Raw genomic sequence first — 19347 nt, forward strand, 5'->3', positions numbered from 1 at the left:
TGCGGGTACTTGCGCGGGTCCTCCCTCGGTCAGCGTGGGCGGTAGACGAGCCAGAGGGCGCCGGTCGGCGTCGGCGTGGAGCGCACGAGCGTGAGCCGGCGCAGCTGCGGCAGCCCGTCGAAGAGCCGGCGTCCCTCGGGGTCGAGCACGGGGGCGACCGCGAGGTGCAGCTCGTCGACGAGGTCCTCGGCGAGCAGCGATCGCGCCAGCTCGATGCTGCCGTGCACGCCGATGTCCCGGCCCGGTCGGGCCGTCAGGTCGCGGACGACGTCGGCGACCGGGCCGGTCACCGCCTCGGCGCCGTCCCACGGCACGTCGAGCGGGGTGGAGGTGACGACGTGCTTGCGCACGCCGTTGATGAAGTCGGCGAACGGCTGCACGTCGGAGGTGGGCCAGTAGCGCGCCCACGCGTCGTAGGTGCGACGGCCGAGGAGCACGGCGTCCTGGCGCCCGATGAGCGCGGACTCCTGCTCGACGAGCACGTCGTCGAAGGTCGGCGGGTGCGGCTCGTCGGGGTCGACCTCGGCGGGGAAGAGCCGGTTCGGGTCGTCGACCGATCCGTCGAGGGAGGTGATGGCATACGCGACGATGCGGCGCACGGTGGTCTCCTTCTTCGGTGCGGGAGTGGGTGTCAGGACGCGGCGGGGCCGGTGACCGTGAGGCCGAGCCAGCCGGCGAGGTCGGCCACCTCACGGTGCACGGCCGCCTTGAGCGGCTGGGTGAACCGGACGTCCTCGTGCACGGCGTTGACGACGAGGGTGCCGGCCTTGCGGTCGGCCCGGGCGTCGAGCTTCCCGACGAGCCGGTCGTGGTGCAGGATCGGCAGCGCGAAGTAGCCCCAGCGCCGCTGCGACTCGGGCTTGTACATCTCGAGGACGTACTCGAACCCCCAGAGCTGCTCGGCGCGCACGCGGTCGTGCACGAGCCGGTCGAAGGGGCTGAGCAGCGCGGTGCGTCCCTCGAAGCGCTCCGGCACGTCGAGGTATGCCGGGTGCACCCGCCACGTGCCAGGAACCCCGTCGACCTCGGCGGGCTCACCGGCCTCGCCGACGTAGTTGCCCTCGCCCGGCATGACCGAACCGGTCGACCGGGCGATGCCGAGGGAGGCGAGCCGGCGCTCGTTGCGGTGGCGGACGGCCTCCTCGAGCGTGAGCCGGGGCAGGTCGGTCGGGTAGACCCGCTCGGGCAGGTCGAAGTAGCGCTGCCGGCCCTTGCGCCCGGCGATGGCGACCTCGCCGCGCACCGCCATGGCCTCGAGCATCTTCGTCACGTTGCGGTTGTTGGTCCACCCGGTCGAGGGCCACGGGACGACGCTCGTGTCGGGGATGTCGCGCGAGAGCAGCGGCCCCTCGGCCGCGAGCCGGGCGAGGATGTCGCGGCGGAACGAGGCGTTGTCGGCGAGCCACGTCGCCATGAAGGGATACGGCTCGGCCTCGCGCACCTCGGCGACGACGGCCGGCACGTCGTGGGGGCTGCGGATGTAGGCGACGGTCTCGACGAGGGTGCGGTCGTGCTCGACGGCGGCCGTGAGCTGCGCGGGGGAGTACGCCGAGCCGAGCCGGCTCCACAGCACGAGGTCGGCGCTCGGCGCGATGGCCGCCGTCGGGTCGATCTGCAGGATCGTGAGCCGCTCGACCGTCGCCACGAGGTCGGTCGGCCGGGGCAGGTCGAGCAGCTGGGCGTGCACGGCGATGCGACGCGCGTGCTCGACGGTGAGCTGGTGGACGGCCATGCGGCCGACCGTAGCCGAGGGCGCCGACCGTGGCCCGCCGACCCGACGAGCCGCCCACGGCTGGAAGGGTGCGGTCGAGGGGATCGATCAGCCGCAACGATCCAGCCGTGGCGGGAGGCCTGCGTCAGCGAGCGGCGACGAGGTCGACCTCGACCTCCACGTGCCGGCCCACGACGAACGTCGGCACCGCGAGGCCGAGCCCGGTGCGGTCGAGGCGGCCGGTGGCGCGCACCCGCACCGCACGCTCCTCCACCGACGTCGGCACGACCTCGAGGACGAGCGGCGCCGAGGCACCCCTGGCGCTGAGGGTGGCCTCGACCCGCCACCCCGTCGCCCGCGTGGCGGTGCTCCCGGCCTCGACGACGATCGTCGGGTGCGAGCCGGCGTCGAGGAAGCGGGGCTTGAGGAGGTCGCGGTCGCGACGGCCGTTGCCGGTCGACACGCCGGCGACGTCGAGCGTGACGACGGCGCTGACGACCTGCCCGTCCGAGCCGGTGATGACGGTGCCGGAGGCGATCGCGAAGGTGCCGTGCACGGTCGTGACGAGCTTGTCGCGCACCGCGAAGCCGGCCGTGCTCCGCGCGGGGTCGACGACCCAGGTCCCGGCCGGAACCCACGCAGGCGACACCGCGGCCTGCGCCTGCCCGCTCATCGCGCACCCGTCCCGAGCGCCCGCGTCACGACTGCCTCGGCGACCACGTAGCGCTCGGCCCGGGAGGGGCCGGGGAGCAGCCGCGGGTCTTCCCCGGGCAGCAGCTCGGAGGTCATGATGAGCTCGATCATCGCGTCGAGCGTCGACTCGGACCCGCTGACGACGAGCATCGCCCGGCCGCCGTCGGGCTGGCGCAGGTCGTAGCGGGCGACGATGTCGTCGTGGACGGCTGGGTGGGCTTCGAGGAGCGGCTTGATGCGCCGGCGGTCGGCGAGGTCGGCGGCGGCGACGAGCTCGGCGGATCGCGGTCCGTCGAAGACGAGCAGCTGGGCATGCATGGGACGGTCCTTTCACTGGCTCCGGGCCCGGCGGCCCGGGAGTTCCACCGTGCTGCTGGGCCTCGTCTCGCGCCTCAGTGGAACCACCGAGATCGGCACGCACTGGTGCGCCGGGCGCCACCCTGACGGCGCCACCCCGACGACGCGCCCCTCGACGGCGTGCCCCCCGACGGCACCGGCGGGACGACTCTGCGCGGGACGCGGGCAGGGACCGAGCGGCATACTCGCTCCGTGGGTGTCGTGGTCGGTCGCTCCGATCAGCTCGCCGTCGTCGACGGCGCGTCGTCCGCGGCTGCCGCTGGGCGGGGCGGCCTCGTGCTCGTGACGGGCGAGCCGGGCATCGGCAAGACGGCGCTCGCCTCGGCTGCGAGCGAGCGCGCGGCGGCGCGAGGCATGGCCGTCGCACAGGGGTATGCCGTCGACGACGCGGGTGCCCCGCTGCTCTGGCCGTGGCACCGGGTCGCCCGCCGGCTGCCCGCGCTCGACGCGGTGCTGGCCGACGTGGCGGCGCCCGACCCCGACGACGACGCCCTCCGCTTCCGCCTCTCGGACGCGGTGGCGGACGCCCTGCGCGGTGCCGCCGGTCCGACCGGGCTCCTCGTCGTGCTCGAGGACCTCCACTGGGCCGACTCGCTGACCGTCGCCGTGCTGCGGCACGTCGCCCTCGACCTCACCAGCTCGCGCGTACTCGTCCTCGTCACGGCTCGGAAGGACCCGGCGACGTCGTTCGGTCGCGTCGTGCCCGACCTCCTCCGCGGTGGCGCGACATCGATCCCCCTGCGCGGCTTGGACGCCGACGCCGTGCGGGGGTGGCTCTCGACCGACCGGGCCACGGCCGGATGGACCCGCCACGCCGATGAGCTCGTGGCGCGCACGGACGGCAACCCCTTCTTCATCCGCGTGCTGACCACCGAGCCGCCGCCCCCGTCGGGAACCCTCGACCAGGTCGTGCGGTCCCGCCCTGGGGCCCGCGACGTCCTCGCCGCGGCATTCCTCCAGCTGCCGACCGGTGCCCGGGACACCGTGGCGACCGCAGCCGTCCTGGGCGAGCGTCTCTCGCCGATGCTGCTTGCGGCGGCCACGGGGCGCACGGTCTCGGCCGTGAGCGTCGACGTCGCGATCGGCATCCGGTGCGGTCTGCTCGAGCACGGCCCCACCGGGCTGTCGTTCGTGCACGCCCTCGTCCGTGACGCCGTGCTTGCGCACCTGCTGCCGCCCGAACGGGCGGGGCTCGAGGCGTCCGTCGCCGCGGCGATGGACGCGACCGGCGACGAAGAGCTTGCCGGCCCGAGCGCGGTGCACTGGCACCGTGCGGAGGGCGTCGAGGCGTCGCGGCGGTGCCTCGAGCGATCCCGGGTGGCGGCGGCGCAGGCCGCTGCGGCCCGGGCACATGAGGAGGCCGTCGGCTTTACGCGGTTGGCCCTCGAGCACGCCCGCCGCCTCGGGGTGCACGGGGCGCGGCTGGCCGAGCTGCTCGCCGAGCAGGCCAGGTCCGAGTGGCTGGCGAACCTCGTGCCCGCCGCGCTCGCGTCGTGCGTCGAGGCGGTCGACGTCGCCGAGGCGGCCGGTCGCCCTGATCTGATGGCGCGGGCAGCACTCGTGCCGCAGGGGATCGGCTCGCTCGACGTCGCCCTGGTCGTGGACGGCCTCTGCGAGCGGACCCTCGCGCGGCTACCCGAGGAGGCCCTCGCGGAACGGTCGGGCCTGCTCGCGCTGCGTGCCTCGGCTGCGGCCGAGCGGGCCCTCGACACGACCGCGGATCCGCTCTCGCTCGCGGCGCTCGAGCTGGCGCGCCGGTCGGGGTCGCCCGAGGCAGAGCTCGCCGCCGTGGCGGCGCGGCACTTCACCCTGTGCTACCCGCAGGCGGTGCACGAGCGGGAGGAGCTGGCCCGCCGGGCGGTCGAGCTGGGCCCGGCGTCGACCTCCGCGGTCGGAGGGCTGTGGGGTCACCTGTGGCAGGCGGACATCGCCCTCCAGCGCGGCGACCTCCAGACGCTCCACCACACCGTCGAGCGTCTCGGCCGGGAGGCAGAGCGCCGCGGGTCGCCGGTCGGCCGGTGGCACCAGCACCGGCTGCGTGCACTGCGCGCGGCGCTGCTGGGCTCCTTCGACGACGCCCGGCGGGAGGCGGAGGCCGGGCGCCGGCTCGCCGAACGGATCGGCGACCTCTCGATGCTCGGGCTCTACGTCGCCTTCCGGCTCCAGCTCGCGTTGCTGCGGGGAGACCCGCAGGAGATCCCCGACGGTGCCCTGCCGCTGCTCGAGAGCGCCCCGGACATCCCACTCCTGCAGGCGACGCTGGCCCAGACCTACGTCCTGCTGGGCGACCGTCCGCGTGCGCAGGCGCTGCTCGGCACGGTGCGCCACGTGCCGGACCGGATGCCCCTCGGACCGCGGTGGAACGGGACGGTGGGCCAGATCGGTCTTGCAGCCGCCGCCCTCGGCGACGCGGCGCTCGCGGGGCGGTGCCGGGACATGCTCCTGCCTGCGGCCGGCTGGTGCGGCGCGGACGGCGGCGGCACCCCCTGGTCGCACGGCTCGAACCACCTCCCGCTCGGCACGCTCGCGTGGGTCGCCGACGACGTCGAGCAGGCCGCGCGCCACTTCGAGACGGCGGTCGACGTCGACCTCCGCCTCGGAGCGCGACCGTTCGTCGCACTGGCCCGGCTCGGCCTGGCCCGCTGCCTGCTCCGACTCGGCGGTCAGGAACCCCGCGCCCGCACCCTCCTCGTCGAGGCGGTCGCCGAGCTCGAGGCGCTCGACCTGCCGGGGCCGCTCGCCCTCGGCCGGTCGGTGCTCGCGACGCTGCCGCAGGGAACGGCCTCCGCTCCGGCGCTGTCGCCGCGCGAGCTCGAGGTGGCGCGACTGGTGGCCGAGGCGAGGTCGAACCAGCAGATCGCCGACCAGCTCGTGCTGTCGGTGCGCACCGTCGAGTCCCACGTGCGAGCGGCCCTGACCAAGCTCGACCTCACGAGCCGCACCGAGCTCGCGCTCTGGGTGCGCGGGGTGCTCGACGACGGGCGGCCACGCTGACGTCAGTGCGCCGACCAGCCGGTGACCTCGACGAGGCGCAGCACGACCAGGTGGTCGAAGGGCTGGTCGCGGTACTGGACGTGTCGTCCGGCGAGCAGGTCGGCGAGGGCGCCCAGCCGCTCGGCCGACGGCTCGCCCACGTGTCGCAACGAGGCGCGCACCCACCACAGCCGCGACCAGTCGTCCGACTCCCAGTGCTCGACGAGCAGCGTCGCGCGCGGGTCGAGCTCGAGGTTGCGCTCGCGCTGCAGCCGCGTCGACCGCTTCGCCTTGACGCGGTCGACCGGGATGCCGACGAGGCCGTCCCGGTCGACCGCGAACACGCACGGCACGAGGTCGGGCCCGCGGGTCGGGTGCACGGTGGCGAGCACGCCGTGGTCGGCGCCCGTGAGCCGGGCGAGCGCGTCGGCCGCGTCCAGCGTGGCCATCCGGACCTCCGCTCGTCGGTGGTGAACCGTCGCCCCAAGCGTAGGTGCACCGGCACCGAGGAGGGCGGTGCCGGCATACGGCGGCGGCGGGCCCCGCTACGGTGACGGCATGGCAGCTCAGGTCACGCCGCCCTTCTGGGTCAAGGTCATCGCGACGTTCACGGGGTGCGCGTCGATCGGCGCGCTCGCCGGGATGCTCGTCGGGGCGCTCACGCGCGACGTCGGCCGGGGCTTCGCCGTCGGGGTCGGTGCCGGCATCCTCGTCGCCCTCGCGCTCGTCGTGCTGCAACCCGACCGCATCAGGGGCGAGTGACGCGAGGTCGCAGGATCGGCAGCAGCGCAGGCACCCGGGCTGCGTAGTCGGCGTAGGCCCGCCCGAAGGTACGGCGCAGGTCGCGCTCCTCGAAGTGGATGCCCACCGCGACGTAGGCCGTCGTCGCGGTGGCGAAGAGCAGGTGCGGCGCGCTCATCCGCGGCGTGGCCCAGAAGGCGAGCAGCAGGCCGGTCATCAGCGGGTGGCGTACCACGGCATACAGCCCGGTGACGTGCAGCGAGCTGGTGCTGCCGTCGCCGGCGAGGTGGTGACGCCGACCCCACCCGGCCTGCCGCAGCCCCACGAGCTCGAGGTGGTCGACCGCGTTGGTCGCGACGATTGCGAGCAGCCAGCCGGCGGCGCAGAGCACCCACAGCACGGTCGCGAGAGGTCCTTCGACGAGCCAGACCTGGCCGTCCCACGGCTGCCACAGGAGCAGCAGGAGCACGAGGCAGGCGTCGGTGGCGAGCACGTAGGTGGCGCGCTCGAGCTCGGCGGGGAGCCACCGGCGCAGTCGCTCCTTGACCGGGCGGCGCGCCATGACGGAGTGCTGCACGGCGAAGAGCAGCAGGAGCCCCACGTCGACGCCGACGGCGCCGGCGGTCGGCAGCCGCTGCGGGTGGCGCAGGGAGGCGTCGACCGTCGGGTCGACGACGACCCCGGCGAGGAAGGCCGCCGTCCAGGCGATGACGAGGAGGAAGCCGCCCCAGGCGACTCCCGAGACGAGCAGGTATGCGTGGCGTCGGGTCATCCCCCCATGCTCGGCAGCCGCGCGGTCGCGCACAGCCGTGGAACTACCGCACTGGGCCGTCGGCGCCAGGTTCAGGGCTGCCTGGCGGCGTGTGTCGCGACGTGCCAGGCGGCGACCTGCGCGCGCGAGCTGAAGCCGAGGCGCAGGCGGATGCGCTCGAGGTGCGACTCGGCCGAGCGCTCGGTGATGCCCAGCCGGCCGGCGATCTGACGGTTCGTCAGCCCCTCGGCGACGAGGGCCGCCACCTCCGCCTGCCGCGGGGTCAGTCCGGTCTCGACGGCCCGCCGCAGCGCGGGCAGCCCGAGGAAGCGGCGCACGGCGTCGACGACGGCCTGTGCGTCGCCCAGGGCCGGCAGGTGCGAGCGGCCGTCGAGCTCGACCAGCTCGGCGCCGGCGATGCCCTGCGCGAGGGCGCGTCCACCGGCCGGGGGTGCGGCACGGTCGCCGCGTCGGTGCAGCACCAGGGTGGGCGCGCGCACGTCGCCCAGGCTCGGGCGCACGTCGAGCTCGTAGGCGAGCCTGAGCAGGTCGACCGCGGTGGCGGCGTTCGACGCGGCCCGCTGGTAGCCGGCCAGCGCGCGGCGCGTGCCGGCGTCGGCATCCGGGGCGAAGAGCTCGGTGAGCAGGTCGGAGCCGAGGCCCCAGTGCGTGGCTAGCAGGCCGAGCACGTGCTCCCGGCTCGCCGCGTCACCGATCGCGCGACCGTAGGGCCACCCGCCGTAGAGCACGAGCCGGCTCACCGCCCCCGGCCGCTCGGCCGCCCAGCGCGCCGCCACCGCCGCCCCGAGCGACCAGCCCAGCACGTCGAGGTGCTGGGCGCCGACCGCGAGGGCCACGGCATCCACCGTCTCGAGCTCGAGCTCCATCGAGCGCGGGCCGTCGTAGGGGTCGGACAGGCCGCACCCGGGCCGGTCGAAGCGCACGAGGGTGCGTCCGGCCGACAGGGCCTCGTGGAACATCCGCTCGGCGGGGATGGCCCACCCCATCTCGAGGTGGCTGAGCCACCCCGGCACGACGAGCAGCACCGGTCCGCTCCCGGTCGCGGCGTAGGCCACGCGGCCGCCGCCCGGGAGCTCGGCCGTGCCGAGCCGCTGCGTGCTCACCCGGCCAGTCAAGCGCAGGGTGGCCCCGTGGCGTCAGTGGGCGCTCAGGCCGGGGCGGGTGCCTCGTCGACGGCGTCGAGCCACCAGGGGGTCTCGAGGAAGCCGCGCTTGACCGTGAGCAGCTCGACGCTGGCGCTCCAGCCGAGCACGCCGTCGATGCGCCCCAGCCCCTCGGTCAAGAAGGTGAACACGTCTTCGCTCGACGGCATGATCACCTCGCACATGAGCGTGCCGTTGAGCGTGGCGGCGAGGTAGCGCACGCCGACGTAGGAGGCGAGCTCACCGGCGATGGCGTCGATGCGCGTCGGCGCCACCTTGATGTTGAGGATGATCTCGGACTCGAAGCCCAGCGCGGGTGCGGCCACGAGCGTCAGCACCCAGGCGCAGCCGCGGTCGCGCATCGCCTCGAAGCGGCGCCGCACGGTGCTCTCGTTGACGCCGATGGCGTCGGCGACGGAGCGGAAGCTGGCCCGCCCGTCGGCCCGCAGCTCGCGCAGCACGAGCAGGTCGGTCTCGTCGAAGTGCGACGGGTCGCACACGTGCGGCTCGCGGATCAGCTCGGTCGACGACTCCCGGCTGGACGTGGCCCCCTGGGCCCAGTGCTGCGACACCTTGTAGGCGTGCAGCACGAGGTCGCTCTCGCAGCCCTCGACCCCGTCGATGGCGAGGATCTCGTTGATCTGCCGGACGTGCATCGAGTCGGCCCGCCGGCAGACGAGCTCGGCGAGCAGGTCACTGCCGCCGGTGACGAGGCAGAGGAAGCGCAGGTCCGTGCGCTGCGCGAGCGCCTTGGCGACGGCGACCTGCGTGCCCGCACGACACGCGATCCGCAGCACGAAGAGGTCGGCCACCCCGGGGGAGTTGATGTCGCTGCTCACCCCGACGCGCAGCGCCTTGGACGTGAGCAGCGACTGACCCCGGCGCGTGACGGTCGGCAGGGTGGCACCGCACTGCTCGGCGATCTCGGTCCAGCTGGCACGCCCGTCGCGCTGGAGGGCGGCCACGATCTGCCGGTCGAGCGCGTCGAGGGCGCGAGGAGGCGTCGACACTCAGCGGCCCGCCCCGTGGGCGAGCGCGCCCGCCAGGAACTCCCGCACGAGGGCCTGGAAGCGCTCGGCCTCCTCCACCTGCGGGGAGTGGCCGGACTCCTCGAAGATCTCGAGCCGGGCGTGCGGCACGAGCGAGGCGATGGTCTCGCTGCACTGGACGGGCGTGATCCAGTCGTCGCGCCCGACGACGACGAGCACCGGACACGTCACGGCGCCGAGCCGGTCCTTGACGTCGTAGTGGGGCATGTTCTCGGTGAAGGCCCAGTTGTGCGTCTCGTAGCGGTACGTGGTGGCCCGCACCTTGCGGTCGACGGCGGCCGGGTCGTAGACGTGGTCGTAGAGCGGGAGGATCTCCGCCCAGCACGCGCGCAGGTCCTCGTCGTCGCGCGTCCGGCCGTCCATGATCCGCTCGAACTTGTCCAGGTCGAGCTCGACGCGGGCGCTCGCCAGGGCGTTGGCCCGGGCCAGCTCCTCGTTCGCGTGGTCGGCGGAGGTGTCCCGCAGCACCATCGCGGCGAGGCGCTCGGGGTGGCGCACGGCGTACTCCATGGCGATGAACCCACCGTAGGAGCCGCCCGCGATGACGAACCGGTCGGCGCCGGCCCACTCGCGCAGGGCCTCGACGTCCGCCACCCACTGCTCGTGCGTGAACGGCGCGCGGCCCTCGCTCTGGCCGGATCCGCGGGCGTCGAAGACGACGACGCGGAAGTCGTCGGCGAGGGGGCCGAAGGTGGCGCGGGGTTCGGCGAGCGAGCCGAGCCCGGGCGCGCCGTGGAGCGCGATGAGCAGCGGCGCGTCGTCGCGGCCCATGACCTCCACGTTGAGCCGGTTGCCGTTGATGTCGAGAAACACGAGTACCTCCAGGATGAGGGTGACAGCCTCAGGCGGTCACGACGATGTCGTCAAGCGAGCGGGGGTAGGTGGTGAGGGCCTGAGCGCCGTCGGCGGTGACGAGCATGGAGTCCGACACGCGGTAGCCGGCATGGCCGGTGACGTAGATGCCCGGCTCGTCGGAGACGACGAAGCCCTCCTCGAGCACCGTCTCGTCACCGTCCTCGAGCCACGGGGACTCGTGCATGCCCACCCCGATCCCGTGACCCATGCGGTGCTGCAGGTAGGGGCCGAGCCCGGCGTCCCGGATCACCTGCAGGCAGGTCCGGTTCGCCTCCGCGCACGTGACGCCGGGGCGCAGCGCCTGCGCGCCGGCGGCCTGGGCGGAGCGGACGGCCTCGTAGTAGCGCCGCTGGTCGGCCGACGGCTCACCGAGCAGGAACGTCCGCTCGCCCTCGATGTAGCGGCCGCCGACGGCGCAGCCCAGGGAGAGCATGAACGTCTCGCCGGGCTGCAGGCGGTGGGTCGAGGGGAGGCCGTGCGGTCGGGCGCTGTTCGGCCCCGAGTAGACGAGCCCTCCGGCGCGGAAGCCGGCCACGACGACGTCCTCGTGCTCGGCGTCCATGATGCCGGCACCGACGGACCCGACGTAGGCGGCCAGCTCCGCCTCGCTCGGCAGAGCGCCGCCGGACCGGAGCGCGTCGGTCACGAGGTCGATGCCGCGGTGCAGCATGACGTCGGTGATCCTCCCCGCCTCGCGGTGGAGGGCGACCTCCTCGGGCTCCTTGACCCACCGGGCCCGCGTGACGGCATACGACGGCGTCACGTGCGCGCGGGGGAAGCACCCTTCGACGAGCGCGAGCCGGCCGATGGACATCGACGCGGGCACGCCCAGCCTCGCCGCCGCGGGCACGGCGCCGGCGAGCCGGCTGATCGGCTCGACGGTGCCGGGGAACTCCGGGTAGTCGACGACCGAGGCCGCCACGCGCTGCCACTCGGCGTGCTCCCGCTCGAGGCGTGGGACGAGCAGGCGCACCTCGCCGTCGACGGGGAGGTAGGCGATGACGGGGCGCTCGCAGGGGTGGTGGAAGAAGCCCGTCAGGTAGGCGACGTCGTCCGGGTCGTCGGTGAGCAGCGCGTCGAGCTCGCTGCGGGCGAGCGAACGCCGCACGCGGTCCTGGATCCGGCGCAGCACGTCGTGGCCGAGTCGTTGCTGGAAGGGCATCCTCAGGCCTCCCTGCCGCGCAGGTTGCGGGCGTCGTTGTAGGCGATGGCGATGAGGGTCGCTGCGACGACGAGGAGCAGGATCGCGAGCGACGGGAAGAACGTCGTCCACCACGCCGAGGTCATCGAGCCCGACTGCTGCGACTCGTAGAGGATGCGGCCCCACGACCAGCTGGCCGGGTCCCCGAGGCCGAGGAACGACAGTCCCGCCTCGGAGAGCACCGCCCGCGACGCGGTCAGCACGACGGTCACCGTGATGACCGGAGCGACTGCGGGCAGCAGGTGGCGTCGCACGATCCAGCCGTGCCGACCTCCGAGCACCTTCGCGGCATCCATGTACGGCAGGTTGACGACCGAGAGTGCTTGCGAGCGAACGACTCTCGCGACCTCCGGCCAGGAGAAGAAGGAGATGACGAGGATGATCGTGCCGAGCGACGGCCCGGCCAGCGCCGCGACGAGGATCATCAGCGGCAGCACCGGGAGGGAGAGCGAGAGGTCGACGACCATGCGCAGCACCGTGTCGACGCGCGGGACGTAGGCGCCGAGGACCCCGACGGCGACGCCGATCGCGATGGCGAGGAACGACGCGGCGAACCCCACCGTGAGCGAGACCCGGGTGCCCCAGACGACCTCGGCGAAGAGGTCCCGGCCGAGGTTGTCCGTGCCGAACCAGTGCGCGCTCGACGGCGGGGCGAGCACGTCGCTGCTGAAGCCCTCGGGGTAGGCCGCGAGGAGCGGCGCCGCCACCGCGACGAGGACGAGCAGGACGAGCAGGACGGCGGCGCCGAGGCCCATCGGGTTGCGGCGGAAGGCGCGCCAGGTCGCGGCGGCGGCGCGCTCGTCGTCGCCGACCGGCTCGCTGCCGTGCTCGGCGTCGACGCCCGGGACGATGACGGTGGTCATGAGGTGCGCACTCTCGGGTCGAGGAGCCCGTAGGCCAGGTCGGTCAGGAGGTTGGCCACGACGACGGTCGCGGCCAGCAGCACGAAGGCGCCCTGCAGGACGGGGAAGTCGAGCCGGATCACCGACTCGTAGATGGCCCGTCCCACGCCGGGGTAGGCGAAGATCGTCTCGGTGAGCACGGCGCCGCCGACCATGAAGCCGAGCTGCAGCCCGAGCAGCGTCGTCGTGGGGAGCAGGGCGTTGCGCAGGCCGTGCTTCCACACGACGAGCCGCTCCGGGGTGCCCTTGGCCCGCGCCAGCTCGCAGTAGTCCTCCCCGAGCGCCTCGATCAGGGTCGACCGGAGCGTCAGGACGTAGGAGCCGAGCGAGACGAGCACGAGGCTGAGGCACGGCAGCGCGAGGTGCTGGAGCACGCTGACGTACCAGGCTGCACCGTAGGCGTTCTCGTCGTACGCCCCGCCGATGGGCAGCCACTGCAGCTTCAGCCCGAAGACGAAGAGCAGGAAGATGCCGACGCTCGGCACGAAGAGCGACTGCCCGGTCACGCCGAGCACCTGGACCGCGCGGTCGACGAAGCGGCCGGCGTGGGTGGCGGCCAGGACCCCGAGGGGCACCCCGACCGCCACCGTGAGCACGAGCGCCGAGCCCGTGAGGAGCAGCGTCCACGGCAGCCGCGCCAGCAGCACGTCGCCGACCGGCTCCGACTGGCTGAACGAGGTGCCGAGGTTGCCGCGCAGCAGCTCACCGAGGTACTTGAGGTACTGGACGGGCAGCGGGTCGGTGAGCCCGTACTTCGTCAGCAGCTCCTCGCGCATCCGCGCGTCCATGTTCGTGCTCGCGATCGCCGATGCCGGGTCACCGGGCAGCAGGCGGAGCAGCAGGAACGTGATGGTGACGGCGAACAGCACCGTGACGACGCCGTGGAAGACCCGACGGGTCACGAACCAGACCATGGGTGGCATGTCATCCTCTCCGGCCGCGGCTGCGGACCTACTTGCGGGTGACCTTCGCGAGCGACTGCGGGTCGATGATCGAGAGCAGCTCGCTCGGCTTGGTCTCGAAGCCGGTCCACGTGTCGCTGTGCGCGACCTTGAGGTTCTGCACGTACATGATGTTGTCGATCATGTTCTCGTGCACGTAGCGGGCGGCCTGCTGCACCAAGGACTTCTGCTCCGCGACGTCGACGGTCCCCTGCGCCTGCTCGATGAGCGCGGTCAGCTTCGGGTCGTCGACCTGCGAGTAGTTGATCGCGCCCTCGGGCAGGTACTGCAGCGCCATGTTGGAGATCGGCTCGTCCATGATCGCGAACGACCCGGCATAGATGTCGTAGTCGCCCTCGACCGTCTTGGCGAGGTAGGTGTTGCGGTCGAGGCCGCGCAGGTCGATGGTGATGCCGGCCTTGGCGGCGCTGTCCTTGACCATCGTCGCCCAGGTGGCCACGACGGGGTCCTGCAGCGAGTAGATCATCGAGAGCTTGAGGTTGCTCACGCCTGCCTCGGCGAGCAGTGCCTTCGACTTCTCGGGGTCGTAGGCGTACTCCTTGAGCGACGGGTCGGCCCACTCCTTGAGGGAGTCGGTGATCGGGCTGCTGTTGGCGGTGACCGCCTGACCCTGCACGGCGACGGCCCGGATGGCCTCGTAGTCGACGGCGTGCGCGAGGGCCTGGCGGACCCGTACGTCGTTCATCGGCTGGCGCTTCATGTTGTAGGTCATGTGGGTGAAGCCGAGGCCCGGCACGTCGGCCACCTGCAAGCCCGGCGTCGACGAGAGGCCCTTGACCTGGGCCGGCGGCAGGGCGTTGGCGATGACGTCGACGTCGCCCTTCTGCAGCGCGAGGATCTCGGTGTTGACGTCGGGGTAGACCTTGAAGACGACCTTCGAGAGCGTGGGCTTGCCGCCGGGGGCCATCGGGTAGGACGCGACGCGTTCGAGCGTGTAGCTCTGGCCCTTGGCGATGCTCGAGAGCCGGTAGGGCCCGGCGCTCACCCAGTCGGAGCTGTTGGCGAAGTCGTCCATCTTGGCCTGCTTGCCGAAGACGTGCTCGGGCACGACCGTCATCCAGAAGCCCACCTCGGGCACCACGATGCTGTCGGGCCGCGCCATCTGGACCTCGACGCGGGTGTCCGAGACGGCGGTCGCCTTGACGAGGTTGCCCATGAAGCCGGCGACGACGTTGCCCTTGGGCTGCTGGGTCTTGATGGTGTTGATGGAGTAGGCGACGTCCTTGGCCGTGAGCTTCGTGCCGTCGCTCCAGGTGAAGTCGTCGCGCAGCTCGTAGAAGCCCGTCTTGCCGTCGGCGCTGTAGCCCCACTTCGTCGCGAGGTACGGCTGCTTGGAGCCGTCGGCGTCGATGGTGAGCAGCCGCGGGTACATCAGGTCGGTGACCCAGCTGTCGGTCCGCGAGTTGCCGAGCATCGGGTTGAGGTTGACGACGTCGGTCGTCGTCGCGATGTTGAGGACGTCGGCCGCGCCCGAGCCGCCGGACGCCCCCGACCCGCTCTCGGACGGCGCGCTCGGCGCGCAGGCGGCCAGGGCCACCGAGGTCACGCCGACGGCCAGCGCGGCGAGGCCGCGACCCACCCATGGGACTCGCATCAGAACCAGACCTCCTCGAGGACGCGGATGATGTTGCCGCTGACGACGGCGGCGATCTCGTCGTCGGAGTAGCCGTGCGAGACGAGCCATCCGATGATGTTGTAGAAGCACTCGGCCGGGTTCTCCAGCCCGTCGACGTAGGGCTGCTTCTCGTACTCCACGTGCCCGTGGGCCTGGCCGATCGACAGGTTCTTGCTGAAGGTGTCGTGCAGGCCGACGTGGTCGCCGAAGAGGGTGTCGGGGCCGAAGGCGACGTGCTCGATGCCGACGACGTCGACGAGGTGCGTGAAGTGGTCCATCACCGACTCGAGCGAGTGCTTCGGGTGGGCCGGCGACAGCGTCGTGTGCGGGGCGGCCTCGAGCCCGATGACGCCGCCGCGCTCGGCCATCGCCTTGATGACGGCGTCGGGCTTCATCCTGTTCGTCGGCCACACCTCACGGGAGCCGCAGTGGGTCATGAAGACCGGCTGCTTCGAGTGCTTGATCACGTCGAGCGAGGTCTGGTCGCCGGAGTGCGAGAGGTCGATCGCGAGTCCGAGCTTGTTCATGCGGGTCACGGCGCGCTCGCCGAAGTAGGTGAGGCCGCCGTCGCCGCGCTCCTTGAGGCCGCTGCCGAGGTAGTTCGCCTCGGAGTAGGCGATGCCGATCTGGCGCACCCCGAAGCCGTAGAGGATGTCGAGGCGGTCGACCTCGTTCTCGATCATCGTCGCGGCCTCGAGGGCGAAGACGAGCGCCATCTTCCCGTCGGCGTGCGCCGCGCGGATGTCGGCGAGCGACTCGCCCTTGACGAGGTAGTCTTGGTGCGCGAGGTCGGACATGCGCATCCCGAGGTCGTGCAGCACGTCGGTCCACTTCCAGCCGCCCTCGCTGCTGATGCAGCACGTGCCGTCCATGACGTTGTCGAAGACGGCGGTCATGCCGGAGCGGGCGAGGCCCTCGAAGCCGGTCAGCTCGCGACCCGTGCGGATGTACTCCCGCAGGTCGCCGGCGAGGTCCTCGGGGAAGACCGACGGGTGGTCGTGGAGCGAGATGACGACGTTCTCGGTCAGCAGGCGCTCGGTGCGCGCCCGCTGCTCGGTGTCGAGCTCGAGTCCGGCGTAGGCCGGGACGCGGCCGACCTCCTTGGCCATGGGGATGTCGGGGTAGTCGACCCCGGCCTCCAGGTAGCTGTAGGAGCGGTACTGCTTGTACTGCTCGGCGGGTTCGAGCACGGGGGCCTCCTGAGGCGCTGGAACGGTGTGACGTGCCGGTGGTGTCTCGCTGGACCCTTGGCAGTCTCATCACTTTGCGGCACCAAAGTCAATGGTTCTGACGAAATTCGGCAGGGTCTAGTCAGGGTTGAAATTTTCCGGCACACTCGTCGAAACCGCTCTGGAGGTATCGATGCCAGCTGCACCCGCTCCGTCCGCCCGGCCGACGCAGGCGCCGCCCACGGCCGCCCTGCGCCTGCGTGGCCTCGACGTCACCTTCCGCACCCGCCGAGGCCCCGTCCCCGCCGTTCGCGATGTCAGCCTCGACGTCCGCCGCGGCGAGTTCCTCGCGCTGCTCGGCGAGTCGGGGTCGGGCAAGTCCGTGACGGCGCGCGCCATCATGGGCCTGACCGGCAGCGGGGCCGACGTCAGCGCCGACGAGCTGCGCGTCGCCGGCACCGACGTGCTCACGAGCACCCCCGAGCAGCTGCGCCGGCTCCGGGGCGCCACCGTGAGCCTCGTCTTCCAGGACGCGCTCTCGGCGCTCAACCCGGTGCTGACGATCGGTGCGCAGATCGGGGAGCTCTACCGCCAGCACCAGGGCGCCTCGCGCAAGGAGTCGCGTCGGCGGGCCACCGAGATGCTCTCGCTCGTCGGCATCCCCGCGGCGAGCTCGCGCGTCGACGACTACCCCCACCAGTTCTCCGGCGGGATGCGCCAGCGGCTGCTCATCGCCATGGCGATCGCGCTCGAGCCCGAGCTGCTCATCGCCGACGAGCCGACGACGGCGCTCGACGTCACGGTGCAGGCGCAGATCCTCGAGCTGCTCGACCGGCTCCGCACCGAGCTCGACATGGGCGTCGTGCTCATCACCCACGACCTCGGCGTCGTGTGCCAGGTCGCCGACAGCGTGGCGGTCATGTATGCCGGCCGGATCGTCGAGCGGGCCAGCGCCGACGCGCTCTTCGACCGTCCCGGGCACCCGTACACGCAGGCCCTGCTGGGCTCGGTGCCGCAGGCGGGGCGGATCGGCCATGCGCTGCCGGTCATCCCGGGCAGTCCGCCGCACCCGGGCGCGCAACCGTCGGGGTGCCCCTTCCACCCGCGGTGCGCGTGGGCGGTCGACGCCTGCCGCGACACGCGCCCGCCGCTCGAGGCCGTGGCCCCCGCCCGCGAGTCCGCCTGCTTCCGTGCCCTGGAGGTGCTCGATGCCCACGCCTGAACCCGTGCAACCCGTGCAACCCGTGCACGCCGCGCAGCCCGTGCACGCCGCGCAGCCCGTGCTGCGCGCCACGAGCCTCAGCAAGACCTTCACGATCGGCTCGGCGGGGCGCGGCCGGCGTCACGTCAAGGCGGTGCGCGACGTGAGCCTCGCCGTGCACGCCGGGGAGTCGCTCGGCATCGTCGGGGAGTCCGGTTGCGGCAAGACGACCCTCGCGCGCATGCTCGTCGGGCTCGAGCGCCCCGACAACGGCACGATCGAGATCGGCGGCCACGACGTGACCCGCCTGTCGGGCAGGGAGCGCCGCGCGCTGACCCGCGACGTCCAGATGGTCTTCCAGGACCCGTACACCTCGCTCGACCCGAGGATGAGCGTGCTCGACCTCGTCGCCGAGCCGCTCCGGGTCCACCGCAGGCACCGCGGCGCCGGGGCCGTCCGCGAGCGCGTGGCCGAGCTCCTCCAGCTCGTCAACCTCTCGCCCGACATGATGAGCCGCTACCCCCACCAGTTCTCCGGCGGCCAGCGCCAGCGCATCGGCATCGCCCGCGCCATCGCGCTCGAGCCGAAGGTGCTCGTGTGCGACGAGCCGGTGTCGGCGCTCGACGTCTCGGTGCAGGCCCAGGTGGTCAACCTGCTCCGCGACCTCCAGCAGCGGCTCGGGATCGCGGTCGTCTTCATCGCCCACGACCTCGGCGTCATCCGGCACATCAGCGACAACACCGCCGTGATGTACCTCGGGAGCGCGGTCGAGACGGCGGCCACCGCCGACCTCTTCGCGCAGCCCACGCACCCCTACAGCCAGGCCCTGCTCTCCGCGTCGCCGACCATCGACCGCGAGCGGTCGGCCCGCCGGGCCCAGCGCATCGTGCTCCAGGGGGACCCGCCCTCACCGCTCGACCCGCCGCCGGGCTGCAGCTTCCACACGCGCTGCCGGTTCGCGACCGCGGTCTGCAGCGTCGACGCACCACCACCGGTGGACGTGGGAGCCGGCCACGTCGCCGTCTGCCACCACACGGAGCAGACCGTGCCGCTCGCGGCGTCAGTGGCCGAGTGAGAGCCCGCCCCGCTACTCCCTGAGCACGGGGTAGGTCAGGTGGGTCACCCCGACGCCCGCGACCACGGTCGGGTCGTCGAGGACGGTCGGCGCCACGGCCAGGTGGTCGAAGACCACCCGAGGGCGTCCGGCCCCGGTCGAGGCGGTTGCGCGGGCAGACTGGGCCCCGCCGGTCGAGGTGTCCGCGTCGAGTGCGACGTCGCTGTCGACGTGATCATGGATGTGGACGTGGACGTGGATGTGAAAGTGGATGTGAACGTCGATGTCGAAGGCCGCGACCGTCGTTCGACGTAGGGGTGTACGCACCAACCGACACACGTAGGAGTGATCGACATGCCGCGTTTCATGGGTTTCGTTCGGATGCAGGAGGGGATCGGTATGCCGCCCCAGTCGCTCTTCGACGCGATGGACGCCCACATCGGCGAGCGGGCCGCCGCCGGGGTCTTCCTCGACGGGGGTGGCCTCTACGGCACCGAGGACGCCGTGAACTTCGTGGTCAGCGGGGGCGAGGTCACCCGGCACGACGGGCCGTATGCCGAGTCCAAGGAGGTCGTCGGAGGCTGGTCGATCCTCCAGTACGACACCCTCGAGGACGCCGTCGCCGACCAGCAGAAGTTCGCCGAGCTGCACGCGCAGCACTGGCCGGAGGCCACCGTCGTCGCCACGCTGCGCCAGATCTCCGACGGGCCCGAGGCCCCGGGCGACTGAGCCCGCGTGACCACGCCGGCACCGGGCCGGGGCGGCACGACCGCGCCCGCCCCGGTGCCGCCGCGGTGCCGCCACGCCGGTGGCGCGGTCGGGCCACGACAGCGGCGGACCGGCCTGCACCGGCCCTGGACCAGCCCCGTCCCAGCCATGGCCTAGCTGTACTCGGCCTGGACGTTGGTGACACGTAGGCGTTGACGATGAGGAGAACCTCCGGGTGAGGT

At 72.9% G+C, this 19347-nt stretch carries 19 protein-coding genes; 5 read left to right on the forward strand and 14 right to left on the reverse strand.

Annotated elements, in window-relative coordinates:
- Window positions 1–29: 29 nt before the first annotated feature.
- The 4 genes from ABD979_RS01490 to ABD979_RS01505 all read right to left on the reverse strand — a co-directional run bounded on the left by ABD979_RS01490 (window position 30) and on the right by ABD979_RS01505 (window position 2722).
- Window positions 30–599, reverse strand: coding sequence for a dihydrofolate reductase family protein (locus tag ABD979_RS01490; protein ID WP_345505654.1), 570 nt, complete (start codon window positions 597–599; stop codon window positions 30–32).
- A gap of 32 nt (window positions 600–631) precedes the next feature.
- The gene (locus ABD979_RS01495) at window positions 632–1732 is read right to left on the reverse strand and encodes a DNA glycosylase AlkZ-like family protein (RefSeq protein ID WP_345505655.1); all 1101 of its coding nucleotides are present in this window, start codon (window positions 1730–1732) and stop codon (window positions 632–634) included.
- Window positions 1733–1856: 124 nt separating this feature from the next.
- Window positions 1857–2384, reverse strand: a complete 528-nt coding sequence (locus ABD979_RS01500) for a YceI family protein (protein WP_345505656.1) — start codon at window positions 2382–2384, stop codon at window positions 1857–1859.
- Window positions 2381–2722 carry a hypothetical protein gene (locus tag ABD979_RS01505; RefSeq protein WP_345505657.1) on the reverse strand — a complete coding sequence of 114 codons (342 nt, stop codon included), beginning with the start codon at window positions 2720–2722 and terminating at the stop codon, window positions 2381–2383. Before ABD979_RS01505 ends, ABD979_RS01500 begins: the two co-directional genes overlap by 4 nt.
- Window positions 2723–2953: 231 nt before the next feature.
- Between ABD979_RS01505 and ABD979_RS01510 the strand changes: the two genes are divergently transcribed.
- Window positions 2954–5755, forward strand: coding sequence for an AAA family ATPase (locus tag ABD979_RS01510; protein WP_345505658.1), 2802 nt, complete (start codon window positions 2954–2956; stop codon window positions 5753–5755).
- A 2-nt stretch (window positions 5756–5757) separates the two neighbouring features.
- On the opposite strand, the gene ABD979_RS01515 is transcribed toward ABD979_RS01510, so the two are convergent.
- The gene (locus ABD979_RS01515; RefSeq protein ID WP_345505659.1) at window positions 5758–6183 is read right to left on the reverse strand and encodes a PNPOx family protein; all 426 of its coding nucleotides are present in this window, start codon (window positions 6181–6183) and stop codon (window positions 5758–5760) included.
- A 109-nt stretch (window positions 6184–6292) separates the two neighbouring features.
- On the opposite strand from ABD979_RS01515, the gene ABD979_RS01520 reads away from it, so the two are divergent.
- Complete coding sequence (locus ABD979_RS01520) at window positions 6293–6496, forward strand: hypothetical protein (RefSeq protein WP_345505660.1); 204 nt, start codon at window positions 6293–6295, stop codon at window positions 6494–6496.
- Here the strand turns inward: ABD979_RS01520 and ABD979_RS01525 are convergent.
- The 9 genes from ABD979_RS01525 to ABD979_RS01565 form a co-directional block, all read right to left on the reverse strand.
- A complete protein-coding gene (locus ABD979_RS01525; protein ID WP_345505661.1) occupies window positions 6483–7247 on the reverse strand; it encodes a methyltransferase family protein in 765 nt (254 codons plus the stop codon). The genes ABD979_RS01520 and ABD979_RS01525 overlap by 14 nt on opposite strands.
- A 71-nt stretch (window positions 7248–7318) precedes the next feature.
- Entirely contained in the window at window positions 7319–8350 is a 1032-nt protein-coding gene (locus tag ABD979_RS01530; RefSeq protein WP_345505662.1) for an alpha/beta fold hydrolase, read from the reverse strand.
- Between the two features lie 44 nt (window positions 8351–8394).
- Window positions 8395–9399, reverse strand: coding sequence for an Lrp/AsnC family transcriptional regulator (locus ABD979_RS01535; protein WP_345505663.1), 1005 nt, complete (start codon window positions 9397–9399; stop codon window positions 8395–8397).
- Window positions 9400–10251 carry an alpha/beta fold hydrolase gene (locus ABD979_RS01540; RefSeq protein ID WP_345505664.1) on the reverse strand — a complete coding sequence of 284 codons (852 nt, stop codon included), beginning with the start codon at window positions 10249–10251 and terminating at the stop codon, window positions 9400–9402. It lies immediately after the preceding gene.
- Window positions 10252–10279: 28 nt separating this feature from the next.
- Window positions 10280–11455: a M24 family metallopeptidase gene (locus ABD979_RS01545; protein WP_345505665.1), complete on the reverse strand. Its 1176-nt coding sequence runs from the start codon at window positions 11453–11455 to the stop codon at window positions 10280–10282.
- A gap of 2 nt (window positions 11456–11457) precedes the next feature.
- Window positions 11458–12357, reverse strand: a complete 900-nt coding sequence (locus ABD979_RS01550; protein ID WP_345505666.1) for an ABC transporter permease — start codon at window positions 12355–12357, stop codon at window positions 11458–11460.
- Window positions 12354–13319: an ABC transporter permease gene (locus tag ABD979_RS01555; RefSeq protein WP_345505667.1), complete on the reverse strand. Its 966-nt coding sequence runs from the start codon at window positions 13317–13319 to the stop codon at window positions 12354–12356. Before ABD979_RS01555 ends, ABD979_RS01550 begins: the two co-directional genes overlap by 4 nt.
- Window positions 13320–13347: 28 nt before the next feature.
- Entirely contained in the window at window positions 13348–14952 is a 1605-nt protein-coding gene (locus ABD979_RS01560) for an ABC transporter substrate-binding protein (protein WP_345505668.1), read from the reverse strand.
- Window positions 14952–16163, reverse strand: a complete 1212-nt coding sequence (locus ABD979_RS01565; protein ID WP_345505669.1) for a dipeptidase — start codon at window positions 16161–16163, stop codon at window positions 14952–14954. Before ABD979_RS01565 ends, ABD979_RS01560 begins: the two co-directional genes overlap by 1 nt.
- A gap of 172 nt (window positions 16164–16335) precedes the next feature.
- Here ABD979_RS01565 and ABD979_RS01570 point away from each other — a divergent pair, with 172 nt between their 5' ends.
- From ABD979_RS01570 to ABD979_RS01580, 3 genes are all read left to right on the forward strand, one after another.
- Window positions 16336–17364 carry an ABC transporter ATP-binding protein gene (locus ABD979_RS01570; protein WP_345505670.1) on the forward strand — a complete coding sequence of 343 codons (1029 nt, stop codon included), beginning with the start codon at window positions 16336–16338 and terminating at the stop codon, window positions 17362–17364.
- Window positions 17365–17377: 13 nt separating this feature from the next.
- Window positions 17378–18418 carry an ABC transporter ATP-binding protein gene (locus tag ABD979_RS01575; protein ID WP_345505671.1) on the forward strand — a complete coding sequence of 347 codons (1041 nt, stop codon included), beginning with the start codon at window positions 17378–17380 and terminating at the stop codon, window positions 18416–18418.
- A gap of 333 nt (window positions 18419–18751) precedes the next feature.
- Window positions 18752–19126 carry a YciI family protein gene (locus tag ABD979_RS01580; RefSeq protein WP_345505672.1) on the forward strand — a complete coding sequence of 125 codons (375 nt, stop codon included), beginning with the start codon at window positions 18752–18754 and terminating at the stop codon, window positions 19124–19126.
- Window positions 19127–19347: the final 221 nt, after the last annotated feature.

This window comes from Terrabacter aeriphilus (assembly GCF_039542985.1).
Lineage (GTDB): Bacteria > Actinomycetota > Actinomycetes > Actinomycetales > Dermatophilaceae > Terrabacter > Terrabacter aeriphilus.